The organism is Pseudomonas sp. Irchel 3F6, from assembly GCF_900187595.1.
GTDB lineage: Bacteria > Pseudomonadota > Gammaproteobacteria > Pseudomonadales > Pseudomonadaceae > Aquipseudomonas > Aquipseudomonas siliginis.
Genome location: NZ_FYDP01000006.1, coordinates 300,444 through 317,202, shown reverse-complemented (window position 1 = coordinate 317,202; position 16,759 = coordinate 300,444). Strand labels below are relative to the sequence as shown.

Annotated in this window: 15 protein-coding genes; 12 read left to right on the top strand and 3 right to left on the bottom strand. The window is 59.7% G+C overall.

The features are described from left to right. Window positions 1–118: 118 nt before the first annotated feature. Both CKW30_RS20835 and ybaK read right to left on the bottom strand, forming a co-directional pair. The gene (locus CKW30_RS20835; protein WP_095181784.1) at window positions 119–901 is read right to left on the bottom strand and encodes a PhzF family phenazine biosynthesis protein; all 783 of its coding nucleotides are present in this window, start codon (window positions 899–901) and stop codon (window positions 119–121) included. Window positions 902–1,000: 99 nt separating this feature from the next. Beyond that, on the bottom strand, window positions 1,001–1,471 hold the full coding sequence (ybaK, locus tag CKW30_RS20830; protein ID WP_095181783.1) for a Cys-tRNA(Pro) deacylase: 471 nt from the start codon (window positions 1,469–1,471) through the stop codon (window positions 1,001–1,003). 351 nt (window positions 1,472–1,822) lie between these two features. Between ybaK and CKW30_RS20825 the strand changes: the two genes are divergently transcribed. The 4 genes from CKW30_RS20825 (at window position 1,823) to glpD (ending at window position 6,931) form a co-directional block, all read left to right on the top strand. Then, window positions 1,823–2,674, top strand: coding sequence for an MIP/aquaporin family protein (locus tag CKW30_RS20825; RefSeq protein ID WP_016773396.1), 852 nt, complete (start codon window positions 1,823–1,825; stop codon window positions 2,672–2,674). 77 nt (window positions 2,675–2,751) lie between these two features. Further along, window positions 2,752–4,254 carry a glycerol kinase GlpK gene (glpK, locus tag CKW30_RS20820; protein ID WP_024014162.1) on the top strand — a complete coding sequence of 501 codons (1,503 nt, stop codon included), beginning with the start codon at window positions 2,752–2,754 and terminating at the stop codon, window positions 4,252–4,254. Between the two features lie 95 nt (window positions 4,255–4,349). Then, window positions 4,350–5,105 (top strand): DeoR/GlpR family transcriptional regulator, encoded by a 756-nt coding sequence (locus CKW30_RS20815; RefSeq protein WP_095181782.1) that lies wholly within the window; start codon window positions 4,350–4,352, stop codon window positions 5,103–5,105. Between the two features lie 290 nt (window positions 5,106–5,395). After that, window positions 5,396–6,931 (top strand): glycerol-3-phosphate dehydrogenase, encoded by a 1,536-nt coding sequence (glpD, locus tag CKW30_RS20810; RefSeq protein ID WP_056790032.1) that lies wholly within the window; start codon window positions 5,396–5,398, stop codon window positions 6,929–6,931. A gap of 86 nt (window positions 6,932–7,017) precedes the next feature. On the opposite strand, the gene CKW30_RS20805 is transcribed toward glpD, so the two are convergent. Further along, on the bottom strand, window positions 7,018–7,905 hold the full coding sequence (locus CKW30_RS20805; protein WP_095181812.1) for a LysR family transcriptional regulator: 888 nt from the start codon (window positions 7,903–7,905) through the stop codon (window positions 7,018–7,020). 105 nt (window positions 7,906–8,010) lie between these two features. On the opposite strand from CKW30_RS20805, the gene CKW30_RS20800 reads away from it, so the two are divergent. From CKW30_RS20800 to CKW30_RS20765, 8 genes are all read left to right on the top strand, one after another. Then, the gene (locus tag CKW30_RS20800; protein ID WP_095181781.1) at window positions 8,011–9,363 is read left to right on the top strand and encodes an MFS transporter; all 1,353 of its coding nucleotides are present in this window, start codon (window positions 8,011–8,013) and stop codon (window positions 9,361–9,363) included. Continuing rightward, entirely contained in the window at window positions 9,360–9,770 is a 411-nt protein-coding gene (locus CKW30_RS20795) for a DUF4440 domain-containing protein (RefSeq protein ID WP_095181780.1), read from the top strand. Before CKW30_RS20800 ends, CKW30_RS20795 begins: the two co-directional genes overlap by 4 nt. A gap of 271 nt (window positions 9,771–10,041) precedes the next feature. Beyond that, window positions 10,042–10,956 (top strand): glutamate/aspartate ABC transporter substrate-binding protein, encoded by a 915-nt coding sequence (locus CKW30_RS20790; RefSeq protein WP_095181779.1) that lies wholly within the window; start codon window positions 10,042–10,044, stop codon window positions 10,954–10,956. A 200-nt stretch (window positions 10,957–11,156) separates the two neighbouring features. Further along, window positions 11,157–11,903: an amino acid ABC transporter permease gene (locus tag CKW30_RS20785; protein ID WP_056790046.1), complete on the top strand. Its 747-nt coding sequence runs from the start codon at window positions 11,157–11,159 to the stop codon at window positions 11,901–11,903. Further along, complete coding sequence (locus CKW30_RS20780) at window positions 11,903–12,574, top strand: amino acid ABC transporter permease (RefSeq protein ID WP_016773391.1); 672 nt, start codon at window positions 11,903–11,905, stop codon at window positions 12,572–12,574. The genes CKW30_RS20785 and CKW30_RS20780 overlap by 1 nt, the downstream gene beginning before the upstream one ends. Then, complete coding sequence (locus CKW30_RS20775; RefSeq protein ID WP_016773390.1) at window positions 12,571–13,305, top strand: amino acid ABC transporter ATP-binding protein; 735 nt, start codon at window positions 12,571–12,573, stop codon at window positions 13,303–13,305. Before CKW30_RS20780 ends, CKW30_RS20775 begins: the two co-directional genes overlap by 4 nt. Before the next feature lie 228 nt (window positions 13,306–13,533). After that, window positions 13,534–15,435 (top strand): ATP-binding protein, encoded by a 1,902-nt coding sequence (locus CKW30_RS20770; protein WP_056790048.1) that lies wholly within the window; start codon window positions 13,534–13,536, stop codon window positions 15,433–15,435. Further along, entirely contained in the window at window positions 15,432–16,757 is a 1,326-nt protein-coding gene (locus tag CKW30_RS20765; protein ID WP_024014166.1) for a sigma-54 dependent transcriptional regulator, read from the top strand. Before CKW30_RS20770 ends, CKW30_RS20765 begins: the two co-directional genes overlap by 4 nt. The last annotated feature ends 2 nt before the right edge of the window (window positions 16,758–16,759 follow it).

Below are 16,759 nucleotides of genomic sequence, written 5' to 3'. Positions count from 1 at the left end.
CGCACTGGATAAAAATTGTGGGAGCGAGCCTGCTCGCGAATGCGGTGTTTCAGTCGCCGAAGATGTTGACTGAAAGAGCGCTTTCGCGAGCAGGCTCGCTCCCACAGTTGGTATTGCCTCAGCCTAAAAACAGGGTACCGCTGGCCACAAGCGTCGCATTGCCGCCAATCTTCACCCGCTCACCTTCCAGCCGACAGAACAACTCCCCACCCCGCGCCGAGCGCTGGCACGCGGTCAGATTCGTTTTGCCCAGACGCTTGGACCAGTACGGAATCAGGCTGCAATGCGTCGAACCGGTCACCGGATCTTCATTGATACCGATCGCCGGGGCGAAATAGCGCGAGACGAAATCATGCTGGTTGCCACGCGCGGTGACGATTGCACCCAGCCATGGCAGTTTCGCCAGCGCCGCCATGTCCGGTTTGCAGTCGAGCACGGCCTGCTCCGATTCCAGCACCACGAACAGTTCGTTGGAGCCGAGCACATCAACAGCCTCGACACCCAGCGCCCGCTCGACATCCAGCGTCACGCCGATTTCCGAAGGCACGATGGTCGGGAAATCCAGCCACAGCCGGTCGCCTTCGCGGCTGACACTCAGCGGCCCGGACTTGCAGATGAAGTCGATGCGCTCGGCACTTTCCTTATAGATTTCGAACAGTACAAACGCGCTGGCCAGGGTCGCATGCCCGCACAGCGGCACTTCAGTAGTCGGAGTGAACCAGCGGATATGCCAGGCCTGCCCTTCGCGCACCAGAAACGCAGTCTCCGCCAGGTTGTGTTCGGCGGCGATTTTCTGCATCAAGTCATCGGCCAGCCAGCTGTCGAGCCGATAGACCATCGCCGGGTTGCCACTGAACGGCCGATCACTGAACGCGTCGACCTGATGAAACGCAAGCTGCATGATTTTCTCCCTGAATTGGTCGACCGAGCATGCAACGGCGGCCCGGATCAGTGCCAGTGACAGAAGCGCAATTTTTTCTTCATACAGCTGGCGCGCATTTTAAGCCCGGCCGATATCGGCGAACTGCGCCTGAGTGTGCTCGGCCAGCACCGCCGGTGCCAATTCCACTTCCAGTCCTCGCCGCCCGGCACTCACATAGATAGTCGCGAACCCCTGAGCGGAATTGTCGATGAAGGTGCGCAGGCGTTTCTTCTGCCCGAGCGGGCTGATGCCGCCCAACAGGTAGCCGGTTGAACGTTGCGCGGCAGCCGGGTCAGCCATTTCGGCTTTCTTCACTCCAGCGGCATGGGCCAGGCCCTTGAGGTCGAGCGTTCCGACGACCGGCACCACAGCTACCAGCAGTTCGCCTTTTTCACTGGCGGCCAGCAAGGTTTTGAACACTTGCGCCGGTGCGAGCCCGAGCTTCTCCGCCGCCTCCAGCCCATAGGACGCGGCTTTCGGATCATGTTCGTAACTGTGCACGCGATGTTCGGCACGAACTTTTTTCAACAAGTCCAACGCTGGGGTCATGGCAGCTCCGGGTTCGGCAATCTTTGAAAAAACCTGCGGCAGATTCTAGGTCATCGTTGGGCAAAAGGCTCTATTCCAAGCCGCGAATCCCGTGGCTTCGCGCTGCATTCAAGCTGATCGCCGCGCTGATCATTCACACGGCGAATAGTTTTATTGTGACCGGCGGTTCACTTTCGACCTTTGACAGGTTTGTTTCTTGTCTATATTTTTTCGAATCTGAATAATGTAAGAATCATGCTTAACGCAGTACCCAGCAGTAACCCGGGAACCGAATGGGGATTCCGACCCGGTGAAGATCGCGCCCTGCTCCGTTGGCAAGGCGCCACACAAGAAAAAGAACCGAGGTTTTCAATGACAGCTGCTTTACCGCAACCATCGCTTTCCGGCCAATGCATGGCCGAGTTTCTGGGCACCGCCCTTCTGATCTTCTTCGGCACCGGTTGTGTCGCCGCGCTCAAAGTCGCAGGTGCCAGCTTCGGCCTGTGGGAGATCAGCATCATCTGGGGCGTCGGCGTGAGCATGGCGATCTACCTCACCGCCGGGGTTTCCGGCGCGCACCTGAACCCGGCCGTGAGCATTGCTCTGGCAATCTTCGCTGACTTCGAAAAGCGCAAACTGCCGTTCTACATCCTTTCGCAGATTGCCGGCGCCTTCTGCGGCGCATTGCTGGTCTACACGCTCTACAGCAATCTGTTCTTCGATTACGAACAAACCCACCAGATGGTTCGTGGCTCGGCTGCCAGCCTGGAATTGGCCTCGGTGTTCTCCACCTACCCGAACCCGGTGCTGTCGACGGCCCAGGCCTTTCTGGTCGAGATGATCATCACCGCGATCCTGATGGGCGTGATCATGGCCCTGACCGATGACAACAACGGCCTGCCACGAGGCCCCATGGCGCCGCTGCTGATCGGTCTGCTGATTGCCGTGATCGGCAGTGCGATGGGTCCGCTGACCGGTTTCGCGATGAACCCTGCGCGTGACTTCGGTCCGAAACTGATGACTTTCTTTACCGGTTGGGGTGAAATTTCCTTCACCGGTGGTCGTGATATTCCGTATTTCCTGATTCCGATTTTTGCACCGATTGTCGGTGCCTGCCTCGGCGCTGCCGGGTATCGCGGGCTCATCGCCCGTCACCTGACCGGCGCCACACCTGCTACAAAGGATGCAGAACCGGCCATTGACGGCAAACCAAGAACTTCTTGAAACAGTCGGCGCCGGCTCCTGCCCATCCGAGCCGGCGCCACGGCCCACTCTCGTTTTTTTCGTCCAAGGCAATCGACATGACCGACATTCAGAACAAGAACTACATCATTGCCCTTGATCAGGGTACGACCAGTTCGCGCGCGATCATCTTCGACCGCGACGCGAACGTAGTCTGCACCGCGCAGCGCGAATTCGTTCAGCATTACCCGCAGGCCGGTTGGGTCGAGCACGACCCGATGGAAATCTTCGCCACCCAGAGCGCGGTGATGGTTGAAGCGCTGGCCCAGGCCGGCCTGCACCATGACCAGGTTGCCGCGATCGGTATCACCAACCAGCGTGAAACCACCGTGGTCTGGGACAAGACCACCGGCCGCCCCGTGTATAACGCGATCGTCTGGCAGTGCCGCCGCAGCACCGAGATATGCCAGCAGCTCAAGCGCGATGGCCACGAAGACTACATCCGCGACACCACCGGCCTGGTCACCGACCCGTACTTCTCCGGCACCAAACTGAAGTGGATCCTCGATAACGTCGAAGGCAGCCGCGAGCGTGCGCGCAACGGCGAGCTGCTGTTCGGCACCGTCGATAGCTGGCTGATCTGGAAATTCACCGGCGGCAAGGTGCACGTCACCGACTACACCAACGCCTCGCGCACCATGCTCTTCAACATTCACTCGCTGGAGTGGGACTCGAAGATGCTGGAGATCCTCGACATCCCGCGCGAGATGCTCCCGGAAGTCAAAGCGTCCTCGGAAATCTACGGTCGCACCAAGAGCGGCATCGCCATCGGCGGTATCGCCGGCGACCAGCAAGCGGCACTGTTCGGGCAGATGTGCGTCGAGCCGGGCCAGGCGAAAAACACCTACGGCACCGGTTGCTTCCTGCTGATGAACACCGGCGACAAAGCAGTGAAATCCCAGCATGGAATGCTCACCACTATCGCCTGCGGCCCGCGCGGCGAAGTTGCCTACGCACTGGAGGGTGCCGTGTTCAACGGCGGTTCGACCGTGCAGTGGCTGCGTGATGAACTGAAAATCGTCAACGACGCCCACGACACCGAATACTTTGCCAACAAGGTCAAGGACAGCAACGGTGTGTATCTGGTGCCGGCGTTTACCGGTCTCGGCGCGCCGTACTGGGACCCGTATGCCCGTGGCGCACTGTTCGGCCTGACGCGCGGCGTCCGCGTGGATCACATCATCCGCGCCGCGCTGGAGTCGATCGCCTACCAGACCCGCGACGTACTCGACGCCATGCAACAGGATTCCGGCGAACGCCTCAAAGCCCTGCGCGTGGACGGCGGTGCGGTGGCGAACAACTTCCTCATGCAGTTCCAGGCCGACATCCTCGGCACCCAGGTCGAACGCCCGCAAATGCGCGAAACCACCGCACTCGGCGCGGCTTATCTGGCCGGCCTGGCCTGCGGTTTCTGGGGCAGCCTGGAAGAACTGCGCGGCAAGGCAGTGATCGAGCGCGAGTTCGAACCGAGCCTTGACGAAACCGAGAAAGAGAAACTCTACAAAGGCTGGAAAAAAGCCGTCAGCCGCACCCGTGACTGGGCGCGTGAGGACGCTGAATAAGCCAGCCTTGAGTTACACATAGGTATCTAACTGGTCGGGAGCGGATTCCTGCGGCATCATGGGCAAATTTTGCACGGCAGCCCAAAGGAAGCCCCATGAATCTGCCTCCCCGTCAGCAGCAAATCCTCGAGCTGGTCCGCGAACGCGGCTATGTGAGCATCGAGGAAATGGCCACGCTGTTCGTTGTCACCCCGCAAACAATCCGCCGCGACATCAACCAGCTCGCGGAAGCCAATCTGCTGCGTCGCTACCACGGTGGCGCCGCTTACGATTCCAGTGTCGAAAACACCGCGTATGCCATGCGTGCCGATCAGATGCGTGATGAAAAGCAACGCATCGGTGAAGCCATTGCCGCGCAGATCCCCGATCACGCCTCGCTGTTCATCAATATCGGTACCACCACCGAATCGATCGCTCGCGCCCTGCTCAATCACAGTCACCTGAAGATCATCACCAACAACCTGCACGTCGCCTCGATGCTCAGCGCCAAGGATGATTTCGATGTGCTGCTGACCGGCGGCAACGTGCGCCGCGACGGTGGTGTGGTCGGTCAGGCGAGTGTGGACTTCATCAATCAGTTCAAGGTCGATTTCGCCTTGGTCGGGATCAGCGGGATCGATGAGGACGGCAGCCTGCTCGACTTCGACTATCAGGAGGTCCGGGTCAGCCAGGCGATCATCGCCAACGCGCGACAGGTGATTCTGGCAGCGGATTCGAGCAAGTTCGGGCGTAATGCGATGATTCGACTGGGGCCGATCAGCCTGATCGATTGTCTGGTCACCGATCAGCAGCCGGTACCGGCGCTGACGCAGTTGTTGAGTCAGCACAAGATTCGTCTGGAAGTCGTCTGAACCCTCTCCCTCGCTGACCGAACCGACGCCTTCGCGAGCAGGCTCGCTCCCACTCTTGGAATGTATTGCAAAATGTGGGAGCGAGCCTGCTCGCGAAAACAATCGATCACACAACACATCTTCTGCGCCCTTGCGCGCGTTCATGTTCGAAAATTTTCTTTTAATCGCCCTTCGATGAGTTTTTTCAATCGAACGCGACTGGCTGCGCGCGTGTTTATGGGCTACCATTTTCGCAAATGAACATTTATGTTCGATTTCCAAGACTAAATCAAAAGAACCGAGGCCAGCCGATGTCCACCTCTACCTTGCGTACGCCCCCTCTCTCCGAGATCTATGACGTTGCCGTGATTGGCGGCGGGATCAACGGCGTCGGGATCGCAGCGGATGCCGCCGGTCGCGGTCTTTCGGTGTTCCTTTGCGAAAAAGACGACCTGGCCAGCCACACCTCGTCGGCCAGCAGCAAGCTGATCCACGGTGGCCTGCGCTATCTGGAACATTACGAATTCCGTCTGGTGCGTGAAGCGCTCGCCGAGCGTGAAGTGTTGCTGGCCAAGGCGCCGCATATCGTCAAACCGATGCGTTTCGTACTGCCACACCGCCCGCACCTGCGTCCGGCGTGGATGATTCGTGCCGGCCTGTTCCTCTACGACAACCTCGGCAAACGTGAAAAGCTGCCAGGTTCGAAAAGCCTGAAGTTCGGCGCCGACAGCGCGCTGAAAAGCGAAATCAAGAAAGGCTTCGAATACTCCGATTGCTGGGTCGATGACGCCCGCCTCGTGGTCCTGAACGCCATGGCCGCCCGTGAAAAAGGCGCGCATGTGCATACCCAGACCCGCTGTGTCAGTGCCCGCCGCACCAAAGGTTTGTGGCATCTGCATCTGGAGCGCGCCGACGGCAGTTTGTTTTCGATCACCGCCAAAGCACTGGTCAACGCCGCCGGCCCATGGGTGGCCAAGTTCATCCGTGACGACCTGAAGATGGAATCGCCGTATGGCATCCGTCTGATCCAGGGCAGCCACATCATCGTGCCGAAACTGTACGAAGGCGAACATGCGCATATTCTGCAAAACGAAGATCAGCGCATCGTTTTCACTATTCCGTACCTGAACCACTTCACTCTGATCGGCACTACCGACCGCGAATACACCGGCGACCCGGCGAAAGTAGCGATCACAGAAGGCGAAACCGATTACGTGCTGAAAGTGGTCAACGCCCACTTCAAGAAGCAGCTGAGCCGCGAAGACATCCTGCACAGCTACTCGGGCGTTCGGCCGCTGTGCAACGACGAATCCGACAACCCGTCTGCGGTCACTCGCGATTACACCCTGGCGCTGTCGGGCAACGCCGAGGAAGCGCCGCTGCTGTCGGTGTTCGGCGGCAAGCTGACCACTTACCGCAAGCTCGCCGAGTCGGCGATGGCGCAGTTGATGCCGTTCTTCACCCAGATGCGCCCGAGCTGGACCGCGACCGCCACCCTGCCCGGCGGCGAAGACATGACCACGCCAGAGGCCCTGAGCGCGCGGATTCGCGACAAGTTCGATTTCGTCCCGACCGAAATCGCCCGGCGCTGGGCCGTCACCTACGGCAGCCGCACCTGGCGCATGCTTGAAGGCGTGGAAAGCCTGGCCGACATGGGTGAGCACATCGGCGGCGGGCTCTACACCCGCGAAGTCGATTACCTGTGCAGCGAAGAGTGGGCCACTACGGCGCACGACATCCTGTGGCGCCGCACCAAGCTAGGCTTGTTCACCACACCGGAGGAACAGCAGACGCTGTCGACGTATCTGGGCAAGGTTGAGCAGAGCCGGAAGATCGAGGCGGCTTGATCTTCGCCCTATCGTTTGAACGAAAGCCCCTGAATCGCAAGATTCAGGGGCTTTTTGCTATGCCCGCAAGGCCCGGCTCCACTCCCTCACGACCCTAAATGTGCCAAAAGAAAATCGATAAACACCCGCGACTTGGGCGGCAGGTGCGGCGTGTCCGCAAACACCAGGCTGATCGGCTGTGAGGGCAGCGAGTATTCCGGCAGCACACGTACCAGATGCCCACGGGCCCTATCGTCTTCAACCATCCACGCCGGCAGCACCGACACGCCCAGCGACGACAAGGTCATCGAACGAATCGCAGTCGATGAATTCGATTGGAAATGACGGGTACCATTGATTTCGACTGCTTCCCCCACACCATCGCGTAAAACCCACTGCGTCGGCGCCAACAGATTGCTGTTGGCAATCCACGGCACGGCATTGAGATCCTGCGGTGTTTTTACCGGGTAGCGGAGCAGAAAACCTTCAGTAGCCACCAGCACAATTTCATAGTCGGCCAGTTTCCGGCTCTTGAAAGCCGAGTCCGCCAGGTTGCCCAGGCGAACCACCAGATCGAGCCGGTCGGCAAGCAGATCATTGAGCGAGGAGTTGAAGTCGTAGCACAGGCGGATGTCGGGATAACGCTCGGCGAACAGCGGAATCAGCGGCAGGATGAATCGCTCGCCGTATTCACTGGTGGAACTGATCCGCAGCGTTCCCGAAACGCGGTTTGTGCGGTGCAATACCCTGTCAAACGCTGTGTCGATATCGGCAACGATGGTTTTGAATTCGTTGTAAAAGCTTTGCCCAGCCTCGGTCAGGGTCACGGCACGACTGTTGCGCAGCAACAGGCTGGTCGACAACGCTGCCTCCAGGGCCTTGATGTGCAGACTGACCATGGCCCGGCTGAGATTCAGATGGCTGGCAGCCTTGGTAAAAGAACCCAGTTCGGCAATCGCCAGAAACGTCTGCACCCGGTTCAAGTGCGTGTGCAGAGCGCCCTGAGTCACGGTTCAATCCCTTCAAACATTGTGTTCAGCTCCATTGCATCGACGATCGGAGTCTATCGCCCCTATGCTCGACGACAAAGGGGAAACACCATGAGTTACCGCTATAAAGTCGCGTCGATTTTCCTGCTCGGCTTCTTTATCGATTGCATCAACATCTTCATGTCGGCGGTGGCGCTGCCCAGTCTGTCAGCTACCTTGCAGGTCAGCAGCGCTTCGGTGGCGTGGGTCGCCAACGCGTACATCCTCGGACTGACGTTGATCATTGCGCTGAGCACCTGGCTGGCCGCGCGTTTTGGCAGTCGTGAAATCCTCACCGCTTCAATGCTGGTATTCAGTGGCTCGGTGTGGCTGTGCGGCCAGGCCGACAGCTTCCATGAACTGGTGATCTGGCGCTTCGTTCAGGGCATCGGCGGCGGCTTGTTGATCCCGGTCGGACAGGCACTGACGTTCAATCTTTTTCATGGCGAGCAACGCGCGAAAATATCCACGCTGATCATGGCCGTTGCCCTGATTGCCCCGGCGATGTCACCCACCGTCGGCGGCCTCATTGTCGACATCAGCTCCTGGCGCTGGGTGTTCTACAGCACCCTCCCGTTTTCGCTGCTTGCAGCCGGGCTGTCGTGGTGGTGGATCAGGGAAGGCAAACCCGCCGAGCTTCAGCGTCCGGACATCAAAGGCCTGTTGCTGGTCAGCGCGGTGCTCGCCAGTTTGCTGATGGGTATGTCGCTGTACGGCGGCAATTACCCACCGCTGGCAGCGCTGGGTTTTGTCATCGCGGGCCTGACATTCATCGCGCTGTATCTGCTGCATTACCGCCGCTGCAGTAACGCGATCATCGACTTGAGCCTGCTCAGGAGCAGAAAACTCAGCACCTCGATCTTCATCTATTACGCAATTCCGGGGGTGTTCACCGGTGTCAACCTGATGAGCATTTTCTTTTTGCAGAACACCCTGCACTTCAGCGCCCGGCTGACCGGAATGTTCATGATCCTCTATGCCATCGGTGCGTTCATCGCAATGATCCTTTGCGGTCGCGTCTACAACCGGATCGGCGCCAGACGCCTGTTCACCCTCAGCATGCTGTTGCACAGCGCCGGCATCGCCACCCTGGTGCTGGTCAATGCGCCAACTGATCTTTGGCTCATCATGATCGCCTACAGCCTGATGGGCATTGGCGGTGGCATCGGTGCCAATACCGCGCAAACTACCTCACTGATGGACTTCACCGGCGGCGATACGCACAAGGCCAGTGTCATCTGGAACATCAATCGGCAGATGTCTTTCAGCCTCGGCGCCGCACTGTTTCTGATGATCTTCAACGTGCTGCTCCCGCCGCTCGGCACCACGCCGGCCTATCAAGCGACCTTCGCGATTGCCGCGCTGGTCGGGCTGCTGCCGTTGCTGCAGATGAATCAACTGCCCTGCGCAAAGGAACGCCCATGACATACGATCTGATCGAACAAGCCGAACACAGTATCCACCACGTCCACGAGCTGATCCTTCGGGTATTCACTGATGCCGACGGCGCTGGCGCCGCGAGCATCGAGCCGTTGATGCAGGCATTTGCTGAGGATTTCAGCATGGTCGGTATTTCCGGGGGCGCATTGACCCGCGTCGAAGTAGAACAACTGTTCAAAGGAGCCGTAGGCGCCAAGGCGGGACTCGATATCGAGATCAGTGATTTGCACACGGTGTGGCAGGAGGACGACATGCTGGCTGTGAGCTACGTCGAAACCCAACGCTTGGACGGCGCTCAACACTCGCGGGTCGCAGTGGCGATCCTGAGCGGGCAGCCTGAAGGGGTGAAGTGGGTGTATTTGCATGAAACGCCACTGAGCCGGCAAGTCTGAGACCAGGCCACAAGATATTCGGTTTTCCGAACGCGACTCCACAGTCGATTCGGTTAACCGGATCATGCGTTCATAAAATTACCGCCATAAAACTTTAATAACGTTATAAAACAACCGCTTAACTGAGTTCGACTGCTCTGGCACGAGTCATGCTCTACACTCTCTCGACGAATGCCTGCTGTGCCAGCACTTCAGGAGCCGTCAGGCATTCGAAGCACAAAAAGGGCCGACAAACTGGCTCCATAAAAAAAACAATGTCGAGGAAAATTTGATGCGCATCGTTCCCCATATCCTGGGCGCAGCCATTGCTGCCGCTCTGATCAGCACGCCAGTTTTCGCCGCCGAACTCACCGGCACCCTGAAGAAGATCAAAGAGTCCGGTGTCATCACCCTGGGCCACCGTGACGCCTCCATTCCGTTCTCCTATATCGCTGATGCGTCCGGCAAGCCGGTCGGCTACTCGCACGATATCCAGCTGAAGATCGTCGAAGCGATCAAGAAAGACCTCGACCTGCCGAACCTGCAAGTCAAATACAACCTCGTCACCTCGCAGACCCGTATCCCGCTGGTGCAGAACGGCACCGTGGACGTCGAGTGCGGTTCGACCACCAACAACGTCGAGCGTCAGCAGCAGGTCGACTTCTCCGTCGGCATCTTTGAAATCGGTACCCGCCTGCTGTCCAAGAAAGACTCCAAGTACAAGGATTTCGACGATCTGAAAGGCAAGAACGTCGTAACCACCGCCGGCACTACCTCCGAGCGCATCCTCAAGGCGATGAACGCCGACAAGCAGATGGGCATGAACGTCATCTCCGCCAAAGACCACGGCGAGTCCTTCCAGATGCTGGAATCGGGCCGTGCCGTTGCCTTCATGATGGATGACGCACTGCTGGCCGGCGAAGCCGCCAAGGCCAAGAAAGCCGCCGATTGGGAAGTGACCGGCACGCCACAGTCGTACGAAATCTACGGCTGCATGATGCGCAAAGGCGACGAGCCGTTCAAAAAGGCTGTGGATGACGCGATCAAGGCCACTTACGCTTCGGGCGAAATCAACAAGATCTACGAGAAGTGGTTCATGCAGCCGATTCCGCCAAAAGGCCTGAACCTGAACTTCCCGATGAGCGACGAGCTCAAGACCCTGATCGCCAATCCGACCGACAAAGCGGCTGACGACAAGAAGTCCTGATTTTCTGACTAACCTTATCCCCTGAGGAGGCGCCTGCCTTTTCAGGGGATGGTCACTCCCTGCTGGCATTTTTCTGGAAACACTCGAACCGGTGGCTGTCGAGCCGATCGCGTGTGCCCGGTCTTTGAAAAAAGACTGGGGAGGGAACGGAGTTCCCCAGGCGGGCACTTGTACATCGATCGAATCGAGGGGAGACCCTAATGAATTACAACTGGGACTGGGGCGTGTTCTTCAAGTCCACCGGCGTGGGCAGCGAGACCTATCTCGACTGGTTCATCTCCGGTCTGGGCTGGACCATCGCCATCGCCGTCGTGGCGTGGATCATCGCCCTGCTGCTCGGCTCGCTGCTGGGCATCATGCGCACCGTGCCGAACCGCATCGTATCGGGCATCGCGACCTGCTACGTCGAGCTGTTCCGTAACGTGCCGCTGCTGGTGCAGCTGTTCATCTGGTACTTCCTGGTGCCCGATCTGCTGCCGCCGGATCTGCAGGAGTGGTACAAGCAGGACCTCAATCCGACCACCTCGGCCTACCTGAGCGTTGTCGTCTGCCTCGGTCTGTTCACCGCCGCCCGTGTCTGCGAGCAAGTGCGCACCGGTATCCAGGCACTGCCTCGGGGTCAGGAATCCGCCGCCCGCGCGATGGGTTTCAAGCTGCCGCAGATCTACTGGAACGTGCTGCTGCCCCAGGCCTACCGGATCATCATTCCGCCGCTCACCTCGGAATTCCTCAACGTGTTCAAGAACTCCTCCGTGGCGTCCCTGATCGGTTTGATGGAATTGCTGGCGCAGACCAAACAGACTGCCGAGTTCTCGGCCAACCTGTTCGAAGCGTTCACCCTGGCAACGCTGATCTATTTCACCCTCAACATGAGCCTGATGCTGCTGATGCGCCTGGTCGAGAAGAAAGTCGCGGTGCCCGGCCTGATCTCCGTGGGGGGTAAATAATGGAATTCGATTTCAGTGGCATCGTCCCGGCCATTCCCGGTTTGTGGAACGGCATGGTGATGACCCTCAAGCTGATGGCCATGGGCGTGATCGGCGGGATGATTCTCGGCACGATCCTCGCGCTGTGTCGTTTGTCGCACAACAAGCTGCTGTCGAGCATCGCTGGCGCCTACGTCAACTATTTCCGCTCGATTCCGCTGCTGCTGGTGATCACCTGGTTCTACCTGGCGGTGCCGTTCGTGCTGCGCTGGATCACCGGCGAAGACACGCCGATCGGCGCGTTCACCTCGTGCGTCGTGGCGTTCATGATGTTCGAAGCGGCGTACTTCTGCGAAATCGTCCGGGCCGGTGTGCAGTCGATTTCCAAGGGCCAGATGGGTGCTGCTCAGGCACTGGGCATGAACTACGGGCAGATGATGCGCCTGATCATCCTGCCGCAGGCGTTCCGCAAGATGACCCCGCTGCTGCTGCAGCAGAGCATCATCCTGTTCCAGGACACCTCGCTGGTCTACACCGTGGGCCTGGTGGATTTCCTCAACGCCTCGCGTGCCAGCGGCGACATCATCGGCCGCTCCAATGAGTTCCTGATTTTCGCCGGTCTCGTGTACTTCATCATCAGCTTCGCCGCCTCGCGGTTGGTCAAGCGTCTGCAAAAAAGGTTCGCCGTATGATCTCTATCAAAAACATCAACAAGTGGTATGGGGACTTCCAGGTGCTGACTGATTGCAGCACCGAGGTCAAGAAAGGCGAAGTGATCGTGGTCTGCGGCCCGTCGGGTTCCGGCAAGTCGACGCTGATCAAATGCGTCAACGCCCTGGAGCCGTTCCAGAAAGGTGATGTCGTGGTTGACGGCACGTCGATCGCCGACCCGAAAACCAACCTGCCGAAACTGCGTTCGCGCGTGGGCATGGTGTTCCAGCATTTCGAGCTTTTCCCGCACCTGACCATCACCGAAAACCTGACCATCGCGCAGATCAAGGTGCTCGGCCGCAGCAAGGAAGAGGCGACCAAAAAAGGTCTGCAGTTGCTTGAGCGCGTCGGCCTGTCGGCGCACGCCCACAAGCACCCGGGGCAACTGTCCGGCGGGCAGCAACAGCGTGTGGCGATTGCCCGTGCGCTGGCGATGGACCCGATCGTCATGCTGTTCGACGAACCGACCTCGGCGCTCGATCCGGAAATGGTCAACGAAGTGCTCGACGTGATGGTGCAACTGGCTCACGAAGGCATGACCATGATGTGCGTGACCCACGAAATGGGCTTCGCCCGTAAAGTGGCCGACCGGGTGATCTTCATGGATCAGGGCAAGATCATCGAGGACTGCCCGAAAGAGGAATTCTTCGGCGACATCAGCGCCCGCTCCGAACGCGCGCAGCACTTCCTCGAGAAAATCCTGCAGCACTAAAAGCAACACACCCGCACCCTGTCTGTGGGGTGCGGACAGCCTGACAATGAGATCCCCTGTGGCGAGGGGATTTATCCCCGTCCGGCTGCGCAGCAGTCGTAAAACCCGTGCATGCGGTCTTTCAGTTAAACCGCAGTGATGGTTTTGGGGCCGCTTCGCGGCCCAACGGGGATAAATCCCCTCGCCACAGGCACAAACAAGTGTTGTGGTTGACCCAAGGCATCTGTGATGAAATGCGACCCCACTCTTTATCGCGCTGCCGAGCCATCACTTGCCGTGAAGCCCCGTCTGATCCGTCATCTGTTCCTGCCGCCGCTGATCATCGCCCTGATGGTCGGCCTGGGTTTCATCGGCTTCTGGACCAGTGAACACTTCGGCATCCGCAGCCTCGGCGAAAACGGCCAGCGTCAGCTGGAACTGCACGCCCGCGCGGTCGAAAGCGAGATCAGCAAATACACCTACCTGCCCAGCCTGCTGGAACTCGAAACGAGTGTGCCGCAGTTGCTGGCCGACCCGACCCCGGAACACCGGCAGACGGTCAACGACTACCTCGAAGGCCTGAACCGCCGCAGCCGCAGCCGGGCCATCTACGTGATGGACACCACCGGCCGGGTCATGGCCACCAGCAACTGGCGCGATGTCGACAGTTATCTGGGTGAAGACTTGTCCTTCCGCGCCTATTTCAAAGACGCCGTGCGCGGCCAGCCCGGACGCTTCTACGGCATCGGCAGCACCAATGGCGAACCCGGTTACTACCTCGCCCACGGCCTCGAAGAGCACGGCAAGATCATCGGTGTCGCGGTGGTCAAGGTGCGTCTGGAAGCCATGGAGGAACGCTGGCAGCGGGCGCGTCTGGAAGCGTTCGTCAGCGATGAGAACGGCATCATCATTCTGTCCAGCGATCCCGCCAGGCGGCTGAAATCGGTAATTCCGCTGAGCGATGAGGTCAAGGAAAAACTCGCCCGCAGCCTGCAGTACTACTGGTTCCCGCTCAACGAACTGCAACCACTGGCCCGCGAGACGCTGGCCGAAGGCGTGGAGAAACTGACCTTCCCGGCCAACAGCGAATTGCAGCCCGACGAAGACGACATCAGTTATCTGGCGCAAACCCGACTGCTGAGCGACACTCCGTGGAATTTCACCCTGCTCACGCCATTGCAGGACCTGCGCCGCGAAGCCATCAACCAAGGCATTCTGGTGGCGGTGGCGTTTGCCCTGTTCGCCTTCCTGCTGATTGCCTGGAACGAGCGGCGCAAAGTCCTCGCCACCCGCCTCGCCGCCCGCGAAGCGCTGCAGGAAGCCAACAGCCAACTGGAGCGTCGGATTACCGAACGCACCGCCGATCTGCGCGCCAGCAACGAACGGCTGAAGAGTCAGATCCGCGAGCGTCGTCAGGCCGAGGAGACGTTGCGCCGCGCCCAGGATGAACTGGTGCAGGCCGGCAAACTCGCGGCTATCGGTCAGATGTCGACCAGCATTGCCCACGAATTGAACCAACCGCTGGCAGCGATGCGCACGCTGTCGGGCAACACCGTGCGCTTTCTTGAGCGCGGCCAGCTCGACGTCGCCAGCACCAACCTCAAGACCATCAACGACCTGATCGACCGCATGGGTCGGATCACCGCCAGCCTGCGTTCGTTCGCCCGGCGCGGCGACAACAAGGGTCAGGCCAGTCTCGGCAAAGCCGTCGACGCCGCGTTGCAAGTGCTCGGCGCGCGCGTGGAAAACACAGCGCTGCAGATTCACCGGCAGTTTGCCGATGTGCAATTGCTGATCGATCAGACCCGTCTCGAACAGATCCTCGTCAACCTGATCGGCAACGCCCTCGACGCCATGCACGCGCAACCGCAGCCGCAGCTGTGGCTGGAGGGTGAAGAATTCAACGGCAAGTACCGCTTGCGGGTGCGCGACAACGGCCACGGCATCGACGCCGAAGCGCGCAAGCATCTGTTCGAACCGTTCTTCACCACCAAGCCCGGCGAGCAAGGCCTGGGACTGGGCCTGACCCTGTCCGCCAGCCTCGCCGCCGCCACCGGCGGGCACCTGGGTGTCGAACACCCGGCCGGCGGTGGCACCACTTTCGTCCTCAGTTTACCGTTGGTAAGCCCTCTTTCTGCCGAGCCAATATGAACCCTGAACTCAGTGTGCTGATTGTCGAAGACGACCCCCATGTGCTGCTCGGCTGCCAACAGGCGCTGACCCTCGAAGACATTCCATGCATCGGCGTCGGCAGTGCCGAAGAGGCGCTGGCGCAGGTCGGCGACAACTTTGCCGGCATCGTCATCAGCGATATCCGCCTGCCGGGCATCGATGGCCTGGAATTGCTCACCCGCCTCAAGCAGCGTGATCGCAGCCTGCCGGTGGTGCTGATCACCGGCCACGGCGACATTTCCATGGCCGTCGGCGCGATGCAGAAAGGCGCCTACGATTTCATGGAAAAACCGTTCTCGCCGGAACGCCTGGTCGATGTCGCGCGGCGGGCGCTGGAGCAACGCAGCCTCGCCCGTGAAGTGTCATCGCTACGCCGGCAACTGGCTGAACGCGATTCGCTCGAAGGGCGGATTATCGGCCGCTCACCGGCGATGCAGAACCTGCGCGAGCTGATCGCCAACGTCGCCGACACCTCGGCCAACGTCTTGATCGAAGGCGAGACCGGCACCGGCAAGGAACTGGTCGCTCGTTGCCTGCACGATTTCAGTCGGCGCCACAGCAAACAGTTCGTCGCGCTGAACTGCGGCGGCCTGCCGGAAAACCTTTTTGAAAGCGAAATCTTCGGCCACGAAGCCAACGCCTTCACCGGCGCCGGCAAACGGCGCATCGGCAAGATCGAGCACGCCGACGGCGGCACGCTGTTCCTCGATGAAGTGGAAAGCATGCCGCTGCCATTGCAGATCAAGTTGCTGCGCGTACTGCAGGAACGCACCCTTGAACGCCTCGGCTCAAACCAGAGCGTGGCGGTGGATTGCCGGGTGATTGCGGCGACCAAATCCGACCTTGATGAGTCGAGCAAGGCTGGGGAATTTCGCAGCGACTTGTACTACCGCCTCAACGTCGTGACCCTGGAATTGCCACCGCTGCGCGAACGCCGCGAAGACATCCTGCAACTGTTCGAGCATTTCACCCAGCAGTCGGCGCTGCGCTTCGACCGCGCGCTGCCGGAGCTGGACAACCAGACCCTGTCGAACCTGATGAGCCACGACTGGCCGGGCAACGTGCGCGAACTGCGCAACGTCGCCGAACGCTTCGCCCTCGGCCTGCCGGCTTTCAAGAAATCCGGGGCCAGCGCCGGCCAGGGTCTGGCGTTTGCCGAAGCGGTGGAAGCGTTCGAGCGCAATCTGCTGGTCGACGCCTTGCAACGCAGCGGCGGCAACCTGACCCAGGCCAGCCAGGAATTGGGCATGGCCAAGACCACGCTGTTCGATAAAGTCAAAAAGTACGGGCTGAGCCACTGATG

Bases quoted from the DNA above. Each gene is read 5' to 3' on its own strand.
- CKW30_RS20795 (WP_095181780.1), top strand. From the start codon at position 9,360: ATGACATACGATCTGATCGAACAAGCCGAACACAGTATCCACCACGTC.
- CKW30_RS20790 (WP_095181779.1), top strand. From the start codon at position 10,042: ATGCGCATCGTTCCCCATATCCTGGGCGCAGCCATTGCTGCCGCTCTG.
- glpK (WP_024014162.1), top strand. From the start codon at position 2,752: ATGACCGACATTCAGAACAAGAACTACATCATTGCCCTTGATCAGGGT.
- CKW30_RS20780 (WP_016773391.1), top strand. From the start codon at position 11,903: ATGGAATTCGATTTCAGTGGCATCGTCCCGGCCATTCCCGGTTTGTGG.
- CKW30_RS20765 (WP_024014166.1), top strand. From the start codon at position 15,432: ATGAACCCTGAACTCAGTGTGCTGATTGTCGAAGACGACCCCCATGTG.
- CKW30_RS20770 (WP_056790048.1), top strand. From the start codon at position 13,534: ATGAAATGCGACCCCACTCTTTATCGCGCTGCCGAGCCATCACTTGCC.
- CKW30_RS20785 (WP_056790046.1), top strand. From the start codon at position 11,157: ATGAATTACAACTGGGACTGGGGCGTGTTCTTCAAGTCCACCGGCGTG.
- ybaK (WP_095181783.1), bottom strand. From the start codon at position 1,471: ATGACCCCAGCGTTGGACTTGTTGAAAAAAGTTCGTGCCGAACATCGC.
- CKW30_RS20800 (WP_095181781.1), top strand. From the start codon at position 8,011: ATGAGTTACCGCTATAAAGTCGCGTCGATTTTCCTGCTCGGCTTCTTT.
- CKW30_RS20825 (WP_016773396.1), top strand. From the start codon at position 1,823: ATGACAGCTGCTTTACCGCAACCATCGCTTTCCGGCCAATGCATGGCC.
- glpD (WP_056790032.1), top strand. From the start codon at position 5,396: ATGTCCACCTCTACCTTGCGTACGCCCCCTCTCTCCGAGATCTATGAC.
- CKW30_RS20815 (WP_095181782.1), top strand. From the start codon at position 4,350: ATGAATCTGCCTCCCCGTCAGCAGCAAATCCTCGAGCTGGTCCGCGAA.
- CKW30_RS20835 (WP_095181784.1), bottom strand. From the start codon at position 901: ATGCAGCTTGCGTTTCATCAGGTCGACGCGTTCAGTGATCGGCCGTTC.
- CKW30_RS20775 (WP_016773390.1), top strand. From the start codon at position 12,571: ATGATCTCTATCAAAAACATCAACAAGTGGTATGGGGACTTCCAGGTG.